The 15,207-nt window shown below is 64.5% G+C and carries 12 protein-coding genes; 5 read left to right on the top strand and 7 right to left on the bottom strand.

Annotation, left to right across the window (positions count from 1 at the left end; genetic code table 11):
* Position 1: 1 nt before the first annotated feature.
* From C2134_RS10265 to C2134_RS10235, 7 genes are all read right to left on the bottom strand, one after another.
* A complete protein-coding gene (locus C2134_RS10265; protein ID WP_103319799.1) occupies positions 2-1,093 on the bottom strand; it encodes an ABC transporter permease subunit in 1,092 nt (363 codons plus the stop codon).
* Between the two features lie 15 nt (positions 1,094-1,108).
* Positions 1,109-2,038, bottom strand: a complete 930-nt coding sequence (locus C2134_RS10260) for a branched-chain amino acid ABC transporter permease (protein ID WP_103319797.1) — start codon at positions 2,036-2,038, stop codon at positions 1,109-1,111.
* A gap of 660 nt (positions 2,039-2,698) precedes the next feature.
* Positions 2,699-4,045, bottom strand: a complete 1,347-nt coding sequence (gene astB, locus C2134_RS10255) for an N-succinylarginine dihydrolase (protein WP_103319794.1) — start codon at positions 4,043-4,045, stop codon at positions 2,699-2,701.
* Positions 4,046-4,055: 10 nt separating this feature from the next.
* The gene (astD, locus tag C2134_RS10250) at positions 4,056-5,516 is read right to left on the bottom strand and encodes a succinylglutamate-semialdehyde dehydrogenase (RefSeq protein WP_103319792.1); all 1,461 of its coding nucleotides are present in this window, start codon (positions 5,514-5,516) and stop codon (positions 4,056-4,058) included.
* Positions 5,516-6,559 carry an arginine N-succinyltransferase gene (gene astA / locus C2134_RS10245; protein WP_103319790.1) on the bottom strand — a complete coding sequence of 348 codons (1,044 nt, stop codon included), beginning with the start codon at positions 6,557-6,559 and terminating at the stop codon, positions 5,516-5,518. Before astA ends, astD begins: the two co-directional genes overlap by 1 nt.
* A gap of 12 nt (positions 6,560-6,571) precedes the next feature.
* Entirely contained in the window at positions 6,572-7,591 is a 1,020-nt protein-coding gene (gene aruF / locus C2134_RS10240; protein WP_071110186.1) for an arginine/ornithine succinyltransferase subunit alpha, read from the bottom strand.
* 137 nt (positions 7,592-7,728) lie between these two features.
* Entirely contained in the window at positions 7,729-8,943 is a 1,215-nt protein-coding gene (locus C2134_RS10235; RefSeq protein ID WP_103319788.1) for an aspartate aminotransferase family protein, read from the bottom strand.
* 576 nt (positions 8,944-9,519) lie between these two features.
* On the opposite strand from C2134_RS10235, the gene C2134_RS10230 reads away from it, so the two are divergent.
* The 5 genes from C2134_RS10230 to C2134_RS10210 form a co-directional block, all read left to right on the top strand.
* Positions 9,520-11,016, top strand: a complete 1,497-nt coding sequence (locus C2134_RS10230; protein WP_158248744.1) for a carbohydrate porin — start codon at positions 9,520-9,522, stop codon at positions 11,014-11,016.
* An 88-nt stretch (positions 11,017-11,104) separates the two neighbouring features.
* Positions 11,105-12,226 (top strand): NHL repeat-containing protein, encoded by a 1,122-nt coding sequence (locus C2134_RS10225; protein WP_103319784.1) that lies wholly within the window; start codon positions 11,105-11,107, stop codon positions 12,224-12,226.
* Entirely contained in the window at positions 12,223-13,518 is a 1,296-nt protein-coding gene (gene efeB, locus C2134_RS10220) for an iron uptake transporter deferrochelatase/peroxidase subunit (protein ID WP_103319782.1), read from the top strand. The genes C2134_RS10225 and efeB overlap by 4 nt, the downstream gene beginning before the upstream one ends.
* Before the next feature lie 27 nt (positions 13,519-13,545).
* Positions 13,546-14,550, top strand: coding sequence for an iron ABC transporter substrate-binding protein (locus C2134_RS10215; protein ID WP_103319780.1), 1,005 nt, complete (start codon positions 13,546-13,548; stop codon positions 14,548-14,550).
* Positions 14,551-15,207, top strand: a 657-nt coding sequence (locus C2134_RS10210; RefSeq protein ID WP_146042130.1) for an ABC transporter permease, incomplete at its 3' end; no start/stop codon positions are given. It lies immediately after the preceding gene.

Raw genomic sequence — 15,207 nt, 5'->3', positions numbered from 1 at the left:
ATTAACCTTTCTGCGCAGCCGCTTCTTCTTTTGCATGCTGGAATTCAGCCTTGCGGCGCTTGGACGGCCACATCCCTTCCGGACGGACCAGCATCATCACTACCATCGCCAGGCCAAACAACAGCATGCGGGCGTTTTCCGGGTCCACAATCATGCGGCCAAAGGTCTTCATCTGCAGCGGGCCGATCACGTCGCGCAGAATTTCCGGGGCGATGGTCAGCACCACCGCGCCCAGGATCACGCCCGGGATATGGCCCATGCCGCCCAGCACGATCATCGCCAGGATCATGATGGATTCCAGCAGGCTGAACGATTCCGGCGACACGAAGCCCTGGAAGGACGCGAACAGTCCGCCGGCCACGCCGCCGGACAGCGCGCCCAGGCCGAAGGCCAAGAGCTTGATGTTGCGGATGTTGATGCCCATCGCCGCGGCGGCGATGTCATCCTCGCGCAGCGCCACCCAGGCGCGGCCGATGCGGGAGTGCTGCAGGCGGAAAGCCATGATCACCACGCCCACGGTCAGCGCCAGGAACAGGTAGTAGTAGAGGTAGACGCTGTGGAAGCTCAGGCCGAACAGCTCTATGGTTCTACCCAGCGAAACATCGCCGATGTGGATCGGGTCGATCAGGTTGACGCCCTGCGGACCGTTGGTGATGTTGATCGGCGAGTTCAGGTTGTTCATGAAGATGCGCACAATCTCGCCGAAGCCCAGCGTCACGATGGCCAGATAGTCGCCCTTCAGCCGCAGCACCGGCGTCCCTAGCAGCACCCCGCCCAGCGAGGCCAGCGCCGCGCCCAGCGGAATCGTCAGGAAGAACAGCCAGTGGATGTCGAAATGCGGCGAGCTCAGCAAGGCGTAGGTATAGGCGCCGATCGCGTAGAAAGCGATGAAGCCCAAGTCCAGCAGACCGGCGAAGCCGACCACGATGTTCAGGCCCAGCGCCAGCATCACATACAACAGCGCGAAGTCGATGATGCGCACCCAGGAGTTGCCCAGCGCGCCGCCCACGATAAAAGGCAGCACCAGCAGCGCGACAGCGCTAAGGGCGAACAGCGCCATCTTCTTCTTGATATCCAGAGTATTCAGATTCATGTTTCCTCCTCCGGATCAGGCGCGGTCGGCCATTTTTTCGCCCAGCAAGCCGGACGGACGGAAGATCAGCACCATGATCAGGACGAAGAAAGCGATGATGTCCTGATAGTTGGAACCGAGGAAACCGCCGGTCAGCGTGCCGATATAGCCGGCGCCCAGGCTTTCGATGATGCCCAGCAGAATGCCGCCGGCCACCGCGCCGCCCAGATTGCCGATGCCGCCCAGCACTGCTGCGGTAAAGGCCTTCAGGCCGATCATGAAGCCCATGTAGTAGTGGGCCTGTTCGTAGTTGGTGGCCACCATCACGCCGGCGATCGCCCCCAGGCCGGAGCCGATGACGAAGGTGGCGGAGATGATGTGGTTGACGTTGACGCCCATCAGGCCGGCGACTGCCGGGTTCTGGCTGGTGGCGCGCATGGCGCGGCCCAGCTTGGTCTTTTCCACCATCAAGAGCAGGCCGGCCATGATGGCCAGGCACAGCACGATGATCAGGATTTGCAGCTTGGTGATGCTGGCGCCGAAGATGGTCACCACGTCATGATCCAGAATCTGCGGGAACGGAATGTAGTTGCGGCCCCAGATCAGGATGGCGACTTGCTGCAGCACGATGGAAACGCCGATGGCGGTGATCAGCGGCGCCAGGCGCTGCTTGCCGCGCAGCGGCCGGTAGGCGACGCGCTCGATGGCGAAGCCGAGCAGCATGCAGGCGGGCACCGCCACCAGCAGCCCGATCAACACCAGGGCAGGCCCCGGCAGATTAATGCCCGCGCCCATCAGCGTAGTGATGACGGTGATGGTGACCATGGCGCCGAACATCACCACTTCGCCGTGGGCGAAGTTGATCAGTCCCATGATCCCGTACACCATGGTGTAGCCCAGCGCGATCAGCGCGTAGATGCTACCCAGAACGAGGCCGTTCAGGATTTGTTGCAGAAATATGTCCACGATTGGAGATCTCCTCTGTTTGTCTGCCGGCAGCTTGCGGGGGTATTCCCTCTTATTGACTGCTGCCTGTTTTGTTTGCCTGCCGCGGGCCTTGATTTTGGCTTCTGTCCGACAGGCGAACCGATTATCACCATGTATCCAATCGACTGTCAATTACGAAGACCGGTAAAATCCGCCGCCTGGAAAATTCATTTAAATTCAAATATCCAATTGATTTTATTGAATTTTATACCAAAACCTTCAGATGGAATTTTTCCAGCCGCTACCATTGGGCAAACTCTTTGCCCTCTACTGCCACTTTTACATTTCAGTCATATTGTCCATGTCTTTTATTCACATCCGAACACGTGACACCCTGCGCCAGCAGCGATTGCGAACACTTGAATATGAGCATTGTTCAATTGCATACAATCTACAGTACCACTTGCTATCCATTCATCAGGCCAATGTCGCCGTCCAAAAAATCTGCAACAAGATGTTTCGGCACGTTGTGACATCCCGCCCACACCGCGATGACTTGCAAAATACATGCCAATTTTGAACATAGCCCTCGCGCGGGATAGCGGGATGATAGATTTGTTAAGCCACGCTAAGCGTTGCAATAGCAAAAAGCCCGCCCCGGCCAGACGGCCGGAACGGGCTTTATGGTTTGAGACCGGATCAAACCAGCTGGAAGGGATAGACGCTGCCCAAACCCAATATCCGGGTCAACTCGTCCAAGGCGCCGCGGCACTCCGTCAACAGCTGCGGGTCGGCCAGGTCGGCCGGCGCCAGGCGGTCGCGGTAGTGGCGGTCCACCCAGCCGTTCAACGCGTCGAACAGCGCATCGCTCATCAACACCTTCTGGTTCACCGCAGCAAGCTCCGCTTGATTCAAGGCCACGCGCAGCCGCAGGCAGGCGGGGCCGCCGCCGTTCTGCATGCTCTGCTTGAGGTCGAACACGCGGACTTCATCTATTGCTCCGCCGCTGGCGGCCAACTTCTGCAAATAACTCCACACCCTCTCGCTATTGCGGCACTCTTCCGGCACCACGATCAGCATCTTGCCATTGGGCTTGGACAGCAGCTGGCTGTTGAACAGATAACTCTTCACCGCCTCTTCCACCGTCACCTCGGCGCGCGGCACCTCGATGGCGGTGAAACGGCCGCCTCGGGCCGCCAGCTTGCGGGCGATCTCGTCCAGCACAGCGGCCTGGTTCAAGAAAGCCTGCTGGTGATGGAATAGCACCTCGCCGTTGCCTACCGAGATCACATCGTTGTGGAACACGCCGGCGTCTATGGTGTCCGGGTCCTGCTGCGCGTACACCACGCCATCCTCTGCCAGGCCATGCAGCCGCGCCACCGCCTGGCTGGCTTCCAGCGTCTGCCGCGCCGGGAACTTGGCCGGCTTCGGATAGCGCATGTCGAAGGCCGCAGCGCCGAACACGAAGAACTCCACGCCCGGCTGGCCGTAATCCGCGCAGAAACGGGTATGGTTGGCCGCGCCCTCGTCGCCGAAGTGCATCTGCGCCGGCAGCGCCTCGTGCACGGCGAAGCGGGCTTCGTCGGCGAACATCGCCTGCAGCACGCGGCGCGTGGTCGGATGCTCGATCGAACGGTGGAACTTGTTGTTCAGATTGGCCGGCGTGAAATGCACGCGGCCGTCGGCGGTATCGGCCGACGGGCTGACCGTGGCCGCGTTGGCGGTCCACATGCTCGATGCGGAAGTCGCCGCCGCCAGGATGATGGGCGCTTCCTTGGCGGCGCGGGCGATCACCTCGGCGTCGCTGCCGCCGAAGCCCAGCCGGCGCAAGGACGCCACGTCGGGCCGCTCCTGCGGGGCCAGCACGCCTTGCTTGAAGCCCAGGTCGTGCAGCGCCTTCATCTTCTGCAGGCCTTGCTTGGCCGCCAACTTGGGATTGGAGACCGCGCTGCTGTTGCTGGTGGAGGCGACATTGCCGAAGGACAGGCCGCTGTAATTGTGCGTCGGGCCGACCAGACCGTCGAAATTCACTTCATAGGCGTTCATCGCATTCCCCTCACAGCACGATGCCGGGCGACAGCTGCGCCGGCAGCGTCAGGCTGTCGCACTCCAGCGAGGCGACCGGGTAGGCGCAGTAGTCGGCCGCATAGTAGGCGCTGGGCCGGTGGTTGCCGGACGCGCCGATGCCGCCGAAGGGCGCGGCGCTCGACGCGCCGGTCAGCGGCTTGTTCCAGTTGACCACGCCGGCGCGGCTTTCCAGCCAGTAGCGGTCGTACAGCTCGCGGCTGTCGGACAGCACGCCGCCGGCCAGGCCGAAGCGGGTGTCGTTGGCGATGGCGATGGCCTGGTCGAAATCGGCGTAACGGATCAGCTGCAGCAGCGGACCGAAGAACTCCTCGTCCGGCCGGACGGCATCGGTGGTGTCGATGATGCCCGGCGTCAGCATGGCCGCGCCCGCTTCCAGCCGGCGCATCGCCAGCAGCGGCTTGCCGCCGGCGGCGATCAAGGCGTCCTGCGCCTTGAGCAGCGCATCGGCGGCGGCATTGGAAATCACCGCGCCGAGGAACGGCGCCGGTTCGGCGTCGTACTTGCCGACGCGCAGCTTGCCCGTGACGTCTGCCAGCCGGGCGACGAAACGGTCGCCCCACTCGCCTTGCGGCACCAGCAGGCGGCGCGCGCAGGTGCAACGCTGGCCGGCGGAGACGAAGGCGGACTGGATCACATGATGGATGGCCGCGTCGATATCGGCGACTTCGCCGACGATCAGCGGATTGTTGCCGCCCATTTCCAGCGCCAGAATCTTGTCCGGGCGGCCGGAGAACTGCTTGTGCAGCAGCGCGCCGGTGGCGGAGCTGCCGGTGAAGAACAGGCCGTCCAGCCCCTCATGGCCGGCCAGGGCGACGCCGGTATCCTTCGCGCCTTGCAGCAAGCCGATCACGCCGGCCGGCAGGCCCGCCTCGGCCCACAGCTTGACGGTTGCCTCGGCGGTCCACGGCGTCAGCTCGGACGGCTTGAAGATCACCGCGTTGCCGGCCAACAGCGCCGGCACGATGTGGCCATTCGGCAAATGGCCGGGGAAGTTGTACGGGCCGAATACCGCCACCACGCCATGCGGCTTGTGGCGCAGCACCGCCTGGGCGTCGCCCATCGCCGCGGCGCGCTCGCCGGTGCGCTCGGCCAATGCCTTCAGCGAGATGTCGATCTTGCCGACCATGGTGGCGACTTCCGTCGTCGCCTCCCACAGCGGCTTGCCGGTTTCCTGAGCGATAATCCCGGCGAGTTCCGCCTTGCGTTCGGTCAGCAGCTCGCCGAAGCGGCGCACCACTTGGGTGCGGGCTTCCAGGCCGGCGCGCGCCCAGGCCGGAAAGGCGGCGCGGGCGGCGCGCACGGCCGCATCCACTTGTTCGCCGCTGGCGGCGCGTCCGCTCCATAATGGGGCATTGTCGGCCGGATTGGTCTTGGCCAGGACCTCGCCTTCGCCGGCCAGCCATTGGCCATTGATGAACAAGCTCGTCATTACGCAGCCTCCTTCGGCGTCAGCGCCACGCAGCGCACGTGATCGCCATCCTTGACATCAAGCGCCCGCGCCAACTCCGGCGTCAGGCTGAATTCGCCCTGCGGCGCGGCAGACTCCGCCAGCACGGCGCGGAAGCCTTCCAGCGCGTCGTTGCACACCAGATAGCAGGTTTTGTCGCCGTCCGGCAGCGGATCGACCACGCGCGCCGGCAGCCGCTGGCTCTCCTTCACCGCGCGGATGTCGCCGCTGTACGCCTGCACGGTCGGACCGGCGTCGAAGATATCGACATAGCCTTCGTAGCGGAAACCTTCCGATTCCAGCATCGCCAGCGCCGGCCGCGTGGCCTCGTGGGTAAGGCCGATCACCGCCTGCGCCTCCGGCGGCAGGAAGTCCACATACACCGGATGCTTGGGCATCAGCTCGGCGACGAAGGCCTTCTGGCCGATGCCGGTCAGATAGTCCGCCTTGGCGAAATCGATGGAGAAGAAATGCCGGCCCAGCGCCTCCCAAAACGGGGAGCAGCCGTTTTCATCGGACACGCCACGCATCTCGGCCACCACCATCTTGCCGAACAGCTGCGGGAATTGCGCCAGGAACAGGAAGCGGCTCTTGGACAGCAGGCCGCCGTTGCGCTTGATGCGGTAATCCGGGTGCAGATACAGCGTGCACAGCTCGCTGAAGCCGGTGTGGTCGTTGGACAGGAACAGCGTTTCGTGACGGCTGTACACGCCCAGCTCTTCCGACGCATGGACGATGGTGCCGACGCGATAGTTGTACCAGGGCTCCTTCAGCCCGACGGCGGCCTCGATGGCGCAAATGCCGGCGACTTTGCCGTTTTCCGAATCCTCCAGCACGAACACATAGCCGTGATCGGCCCGGTCCAGCTCGCCGGAAAACGACAGCACCGAACGCGCGATGCGCTTCTGCAGCCGGTCTTCGTTGATCGGCAGCGAAGTCAGCCCGACGCCGCCGCTGGCGGCGCTTCTCGCCAGATCCATCAGACCCGGCAAATCCTTGTGCGCTACGGGACGAATAAACATCATGGCCCGCTCTCCTTATGCTTGCTGCAAACCGGCTACGCGCACCGCGTCGCCGCTGGCCACGCCCAGCGCCTTGGCCGCGTCCGGGTTGAGGAAGGCCACGCCGTCCACCACCGCCACGCGGGCGAACGTGGCGGCAAAACCGGCCAGACGATCATTGCTGAGCAATTGCAGGCTGGCTTGGGCCGGCAGGCTGGCCTGGATTTCCACCGGATAAACCCGGCTGTGCTCCACCGTTTTCAGCCGGTCCAGCTCGGCGGTCAGCACCGCACCGCCATCGAAGATATCCAGATAGTTGTCGGCCTCGAAGCCTTCGTTGCACAGCAACTGGCACACGCGCTCGAAATTCGGATGGATCTGGCTGATGGATTGCTGCGCCTCGTCCGGCAGCAGCGGCACGTAGATCGGGTAGCTCGGCATCAGCTCGGCGATGAAAGTCTTGCTGTGGCTGACGAAGGCCTGCTCCACCTGCAGGAAATCCATATTGAAGAAGCGGCGGCCGATGGCGTTCCAGAACGGCGACTGGCCGGCATCGTCGTGGATGCCCTGCATCTCGGCGATGATGCGGCGGCCAAAGCGCTCGCGCTCGCCGGCGATGAACAGCAGGCGCGCGCGCGACATCAGCTCGGCCGCCATCGCCTCCAGGCCGCTATCGACATAAAAGCCGCACAGTTGCACCGTGCCGGTCAGATCGTGGCAGATGTTCAGCACATGGATGCGGTTGTGCACGCCCAGCGTGCGCGAGGCATGCACGGCGGTTTCGCTGCGATAGCTGTAGAACGGCTCGTCGAAGCCGGCGGACGCGCAGATCGACGCCGTGCCGGCCACCACGCCGCCCTGCTCCAGCACAAACATGTAGTAGTCGCGGCTGGCTTCGCCGGTGGCTTCGTGCTCGAAAGCGCTGACCGACTGCTGGATGCGCTCGAACAGTTTCTCGCGGTTGCTCGGCAGACTGGTGACGCCGATGCCGCTGGCCCGGGCCAGCCGCTCGATGGCCGGCAGGTCCGAAGTGCGGACGGGACGCACAGTAAACATGGGACTTCCTCCCTGGGTTGGCGCAGCGCCGCGAAATTCCGGCGCAGCCGCAGCCGCAACCCGGCGCCAGGCGGGGTCGTGACTGCAAAATCGGGGGCAAAGACGACGGCCGCGCGGGAACGCCGCGCGGCGCGTCATCACTTAGCGGACAGCAGGTCGGCGATGGCGGCGTCGAGGCGCTTCAGGCCTTCGTCGATGTCGGCGTCGCTGATCACCAGCGACGGCGCCAGACGCAGCACGCTGAGGCCGGCCACCAGAATCATCAGTTGCTGCTTCTCGGCGGCCTTGAGGAAATCGCGGGCGCGGCCGTTGTATTCATCAGTCAGCACGCAACCGATCAGCAGGCCCTTGCCGCGCACCAGCTTGAACACCTTGTGCTTGGCGTTGATCGCTTGCAAACCCGCCACCAGACGCTGGTGACGCGCTTCCACGCCGGCCAGCAGCGCCGGATCGCTGATCAGCGACACCACCTTGTGCGCGACCGCGCAGGCCAGCGGATTGCCGCCGTAAGTCGAACCGTGGGTGCCGATGCCGAAGCTCTTGGCCACTTTTTCGGTGGTCAGCATGGCGCCGATGGGGAAGCCGCCGCCTATGCCCTTGGCCGAAGTCAGGATATCCGGGGTCACGCCGTATTGCTGGTAGGCATACAGTGCGCCGGTGCGGCCCATGCCGCTTTGCACTTCGTCAAAGATCAGCAGCGCGTTGTGCGCATCGCACAGCTCGCGCGCGGCCTTGAGAAACTCCGGATCGGCCGGCATCACGCCGCTTTCGCCCTGGATGGGTTCGATCACCACCGCGCAGGTCTTGTCGGAGATGGCGGCCTTCAGCGATTCGATATTATTGAATTCGATATGGCCGATGCCGCCCGGCACCGGGCCGAAACCCTCGGTGTACTTGGGCTGGCCGCCCACGCTGACGGTGAACAGGGTGCGGCCGTGGAAGGAATTGAGACAGGACAGAATCTGGTTCTTGTCGGCGCCGAAGTGGTCATGCGCATACTTGCGCGCCAGCTTGAACGCGGCCTCGTTGGCCTCGGCGCCGGAGTTGCAGAAGAACACGCGCTCGGCGAAGGTCTTTTCCACCAGCAGGCTGGCCAGCTTCAGCGCCGGCTCGTTGGTGAACACATTGGACACATGCCACAGCTTGTTAGCCTGCTCGGTCAGGGCCGCCACCAGTTCCGGATGGCAATGGCCCAGCGAGTTGACGGCGATGCCGCCGGCCAGATCGACGAATTCACGGCCGTCCTGGTCCCAGATGCGAGAGCCCAGGCCCTTGACCGGGATGAAACCGGCTGGGCCGTAATTGGGGACCATGACCTGATCGAAGTCCGCGCGGGTTACCGAATTGCTCATTGATGGTTTTCCTTCCTTGTTCTGTCGTGCGCCGGCGCTGGTTTCCGCCGGCTGTTTTTAGTTGCTCGATCGATTCTAAAGGATGGCGGCAAGAAGTCACTATCCTGTTTGCGACACCACCGTATAGAAAGGGACGCAAAACCATGAAATTTTGTCAAACAATAAACATCAAGCACTCGATCTCTCTTCCCCATGCGATGACGCGACAAGCCTGTCACGCCAGCCAAGGCCAAAACGTACATATCCATGGCATGAAACACCTGTTTATCAAGCCAAAATCATTATCTGCCTAGCCAAACCAGACTTAGCGCCGCTCCCCCTGATCCAGCTTTGCGCCTCCTTGCCGCACGGCTGTCGCTGTCTGCCAAGATTTTGTTCATGCCGCTCAGCCCGACAACTGTCAAAAAAGCGGCATGTTCAGTCAACCATTGATAATGATTTTCGTTTATCTATGCTGGAACTGTCTGCTGCGCTGATAAACCCAGCGTCCCATACAGAACAGCCTCGCCTCGTCGCAATAATGAAAACGATACGCATTACTTAAAACATGGATGTTTAGAAGGGAGATGTGACACTGTGAAACGAAGCCCCCCACCCCATCCGCGCCGGCTGCTGGCCTGCGCCATCGCAACGGGCCTGCTGCTGGCCGGCGCGGTCCATGCCGCGCAAACCGAAGCCAGCGACGTCAATCCGGCCGAGCTGCCGGAAGCCGACCAAACCATCAAAGCCCAGCCGGATTCGCAATGGACCGGCTGGTGGAACCGTTCCACCTTGCTGGGCGACATCGGCGGCCTGCGCTCCGCGCTGGGCCGCAATGGCGTCACCCTGGGCCTGACCGAAAGCAGCGAGTATCTGCGCAATGTCAGCGGCGGCCTGCAATACGGCGGCAAATACCAGGGCCTTGCCACGCTGACGCTGGGATTGGACACTCAGCGCGCCGGCTGGTGGAACGGCGGCAGCTTCAACGTCAGCGTGCTGGACATCCACGGCAAGCCCTTCAGCGCGCAATACGTCGGCAGCATCCAGAGCGCGAGCGGCATTGAGGCCGACCGCGCCACCCGGCTGTGGGAAGCCTGGTTCCAGCAACAGCTGAACGGCGATAGGCTGGACCTGAAGGTTGGCCAGCAGAGCCTGGATCAGGAGTTCATGGTGACGCAGTACGGCGGTACCTTCATGGGCACCATGTTCGGCTGGCCCGCGCTGCCGTCGGTAGACCTGCCGGCCGGCGGCCCGGCCTATCCGCTGTCCGGCCTGGGCGTGCGCCTGCGCGGCAAGATAGGCGACAATTTCACGCTGCTCGGCGGCGCCTTTGCCGGCGATCCGACCCGCGACGTTTCGCAGAACCCTTCCGACCCGCAACAACTGAACAAATACGGCACGACGTTCAGCCGCCACGGCGGCACGCTGTTCATCGGCGAGCTGCAGTACGGCCGCAACCTGCCATCCAACGGCGCGCTGGAAACGCCGCATGCCGGCAACGGCATCGGCAGCCTGCCCGGCACGTACAAGATCGGCTTCTGGTATCTGAACCAGAAAACCGCCGACACCCGCTGGGACGTCAACGGCCAAGCGCTGGCCGTCACTCAGGGCAACCCGCAGACGCACAACGGCAACTACAGCATCTATGCGGTGGCGGACCAGACGATCTGGCGCCCGGCCGAAGACAGCACGCAGACGCTGAACGTATTCGCCCGCGCCATGGGCGCGCCCGGCGACCGCAACCAGATCAGCTTCTCCGCCAATGCCGGCCTGACCCTGACCGCGCCGTTCGCCGGCCGCGACAACGACGTCGCCGGTCTCGCCTTCGGCTATGTCAAGGTGGGCAATCATCTGGCGGCTTACGACAGGGATACCGCGGCCAATAACAATAATCCGCTGTACCCGGTACGCAGCGACGAGACGCAGATCGAAGCCAGCTACCAGTATCAGTTGACGCCATGGTGGCAATGGCAGGCCGACTTGCAGTACGTGCGCAACGTGGGAGCCGGCGTGCCCTTGCCAAGCGACGCGACACAAACCCAGCGCATTCCCAATAGCTGGGTCGTGGGCTTGAAAACCACCCTCACCTTCTGAACAAGAGCCGAATCGGAGGCGAGATGCAGACTATGCTGATAATAATTCACGTTAGCGTTCGCAATTGCCTCCCATGGAGACCACAACGATGAAAGCGAACTTCACGCAACGCCGCCTGGCGGCCGCCCTGGCCGCCCTGCTGGCCCTGGCCGGCAGCGCCCACGCAGCCGACGTCTTCCTCGCCGGCATCAAGAAACATACGGTGCTGGTCAACACGGTGCCGGACAACGGCGACCAGAACCCCTACGCCATCGCCGTTTCGCCGACCACGGCCGGCAAGTTGAAGACCGGAGACGTGCTGGTGGACAACTTCAACAACGCCGCCAACCTGCAGGGCATGGGCAGCACCATCGTCAACTATCATCCGGACAGCAAGCAGATGTCGCTGTTCGCGCAGATCCCGCGCACGCTGGAACAGTGTCCGGGCGGCGTGGGCCTGTCCACCGCGATGACGGTGCTGAAGAGCGGCTGGGTCATCGTCGGCAGCACGCCCAGCAATGACGGCACCACCGACACCAAGGGCGCCGGCTGCCTAATGGTGCTGGACAGCGAAGGCAAGCTGGCCGACGTGTGGTCCGGCCCGGACATCAACGACCCATGGGGCAATATGGCGGTGATAGACAACGGCGACAAAGTCACGCTGTTTGTCAGCAACGCCGGCTTCGGCGTCGGCAGCGCCAAGGGCACGCCGCCGGTGGTCAACCTTGCCACCGTGCTGCGGCTGGAGCTGGAGATCCCGGCCGGAAAGCCGCCCAAGATCGTCAGCCGCACCGTGGTGGCCAGCGGCTTCGGCGAGCAGGCCGACAAGGGCGTGTTCCTGATCGGCCCCACCGGCCTGGTCTACGGCAAGGATGACAAACTCTACGTGTCCGACGCCCTGGGCAACCGCATCAGCGAGATTTGGGACGCCACCACCCGCACCACCAGCGCCGGCATCGGCCGCACCCTGACCCACGACGGCCTGCTGCTGCGCCCGCTGGCGCTGACCGCCACGCCGCAGGGCCATCTGCTGGCCACCAACGGCTCCAACGGCAAGGTGGTGGAGATCGACCCGGCCACCGGCGAACAGCTGGCCGCCCGCTGGATAGACGCCAACAAGGCGCAAACGCCGCCCGGCAACGGCGACCTGTTCGGCATTGCCCTCACCCCGCAAGGCGACGGCTTCTACTACGTGACCGACGACAACAACAATCTGGTGCTGGCCAAATGAGCAATCGCAAGACACCCCCGCAACCATCGCGCCGCGGCTTCCTGCTGGCCGGCGGCGCGCTGGCGCTGGCGGGCTGGCTGGGCGGCGCGCCCGGCGCGCTGGCCGCTGCCGGCGCCGCCAAACCGGCCGCGGCGAAGCTGCCCAAGGACGTGGAGCCGTTTTACGGCCCCCACCAGGGCGGCATTCTCACTCCGCAACAGCAAAACAGCTATTTCGCGGCCTTCGACGTGGCGGACACCGCCAAGCGCGAAGATCTGATCGCCCTGTTGAAGGCCTGGACCGACGCGGCGGCCCGCCTCACCCATGGCCAACCGGCGCGCGCGCTGTCCGGCCAAAGCGACAAGGCGCCGCTCGATTCCGGCGAAGCCGTGGGCCTGTCCCCTGCCCGCCTGACGCTGACCTTCGGCTTCGGCCCCAGCCTGTTCAGCAAGAACGGCGTGGACCGCTTCGGCCTGGCGGCGCGCCGGCCGGAAGCGCTGGTGGATCTGCCCAAGTTCAACGGCGACCAACTGGTGCCGGAGAGGAGCGGCGGCGACCTATCGGTGCAAGCCTGCGCCGACGACCCGCAAGTGGCCTTCCACGCGGTGCGGCAACTGGCCGCGCTGGCCGACGGCATCGCCAGCGTGCGCTGGGCGCAGACCGGCTTCGCCAGCGGCGCGCCCGGCGGCGGCACCCCGCGCAATCTGATGGGTTTCAAAGACGGCACCAACAACCCGTCCACCAAGGACCCGGCGCTGATGAACCAGTTCATCTGGGTAGGCGACGAGGGCGGCTGGATGAAGGGCGGCAGCTATGTGGTGGTGCGTCGCATCCGCATCGCGCTGGAACACTGGGACAAGACCGAACTGGGCTTCCAGCAGGAAGTGGTGGGCCGCTACAAGGATAGCGGCGCGCCGCTGGGCCAGCGGCATGAGTTCGAGCCGATGAAGCTGAACGCGGTGGACAAGGACGGCAACCCGGTGATTCCGGAAACCGCCCACTCCCGCGTCGCCTCTGCGCAGGAGAACGACGGCGCGCGCATCCTGCGCCGGGCCTACTCCTACAACGACGGCGCCAACTTCACCGCCGAGCGCTGGCCGCCCTGGCACCAGGGCATCGAATACGATGCCGGCCTGTTCTTCATCGCCTACCAGCGCGATCCGCGCACTGGCTTCATCCGCATCAACAAGAAGCTGGCCAGCCAGGACATGATGAACCAGTACACCACCCACGTCGCCAGCGCCATCTTCGCCTGCCCGCCGGGCGCGCGCCCGGGCGGCTATATCGGCGAGGCGCTGTTCGCCGCGCTGTAACCCATTGGAAAAGAGGAAAAAGACAAGATGAAGACGAATACCCTGCTCGCCGCCCTGCTCGCCGGCGGCCTGCTGGCGGCCAGCCAGCTCTCCCTCGCCGCCAGCCTGGTGCTGTACAACGCCCAGCACCCGCAAACGGTCAAGCTGCTGACCGACGACTTCGAAAAGATGAGCGGCATCGGCGTGAAGATCCGCTCCGGGGAAGGCCCGGAACTGTCGGCCCAGTTGCTGGCCGAGGGCAAGGCCTCGCCGGCCGACGTCTACTTCGCGTCCAACTCGCCGGAGCTGATGCTGCTGGAAGGCAAGCAGATGCTGGCCAAGCTGCCGGCCGCCACCCTGTCGCCGATTCCGGCGCGCTACAGCTCGCCGCAGGGCGAGTGGGTGGGCGTGACGGCGCGCGAAAACGTGCTGGTCTTCAACAACAAGCTGACGGCCGGCATGGCCATGCCGGCTTCGCTGATGGACCTGGCCAAGCCGCAATGGAAAGGCAAGCTGGCCATCGCCCCGTCCGACGGCGACTTCCTGCCGCTGGTCAGCGCCGTGCGCGCGCTGAAGGGCGATCAGGCCGCGCTGGCCTGGCTGAAAGGTCTGCGCGACAACGCCCAAACCTTTGACGACAACGAAGGCGTGGTGGCGGCGGTGAACCGCGGCGGCGTGGCCGTCGGCATCATCAACAACTACTACTGGACCCGCCTGCAGGTGGAACTGGGCAGCAAGGGCATGCACAGCCAGCTGTACCACTTCCCGAATGCCGACGTCGGCGCGCTGATCAACGTGTCCGGCGCGGGCATCCTGAAGAGCGCGCACAATCCGGAGGCGGCGCAGAAGTTTCTGGCCTATCTGGTGAGCCCGCGCGCCCAGCAGCTGATCGCCAAGAGCAACATCACCTTCGAGTACCCGCTGCTGCCCGGCGTGGCCCCGGCCCCGCAGCTGAAGCCCTTCAGCCAGCTGAACCCGCCGCCGCTGGACATGCAGAAGCTGGGCGACGACAGCCAGTCGGCCAAGCTGCTGCGCCAGGCAGGGCTGCTGTAAATGAGCATCGCCGCCTCAAGCCTGGCCGCCGGCGGCGGCCGGCGGCCGCTAGGCCTCACCGCCTGCGCCGCGCTGGTGGCGCTGCTGGTGCTGCTGCCGCTCGGTTTCACGCTGTGGCAGGCGGCCAGTGTCGGCGGCGGCGACGCCGCCGAGCTGCTGTTCCGCCCCATCGTCGGCCGGCTGGCCGGCAATACCGCGCTGATCGTGCTGGCCAGCACCTGCAGCTGCGCCATCGCCGGCACGGCCTCGGCCTGGCTGGTGGAGCGCACCCAGCTGCCCGGCCATAAGCTGTGGGCGCTGCTGTGCGTGGCCCCGCTGGCCATTCCGCCGTTCATCACCAGCTTCGCCTGGGTGTCGCTGAGTCCCGATCTGCAAGGCTTCTGGGGCGCATGGCTGGTGCTGACCACCGCCTACACGCCGCTGGTCTATCTGCCGGTGTCGGCGGTGCTGCGCAATATGGACCCGGCGCTGGAAGAAACCGCCCGTTCGCTGGGCCTGTCGCCATGGGCCTGCTTCCGCCGCGTGACCCTGCCGCAACTGAAGCCGGCCCTGCTGGGCGGCATGCTGCTGGTGGCGCTGTCCACCCTGTCCGAGTTCGGCGCCTTCATGCTGCTGCACTTCCACACCTTCACCACCGAGATCTACGCCGAATACCGC

Origin of the sequence: Chromobacterium sinusclupearum (assembly GCF_002902845.1) — a bacterium.
Classification (GTDB): Bacteria; Pseudomonadota; Gammaproteobacteria; order Burkholderiales; family Chromobacteriaceae; genus Chromobacterium; species Chromobacterium sinusclupearum.
Note: the sequence above shows the minus strand (reverse complement) of the source record. Positions and strands in the feature narration are given on the sequence as shown.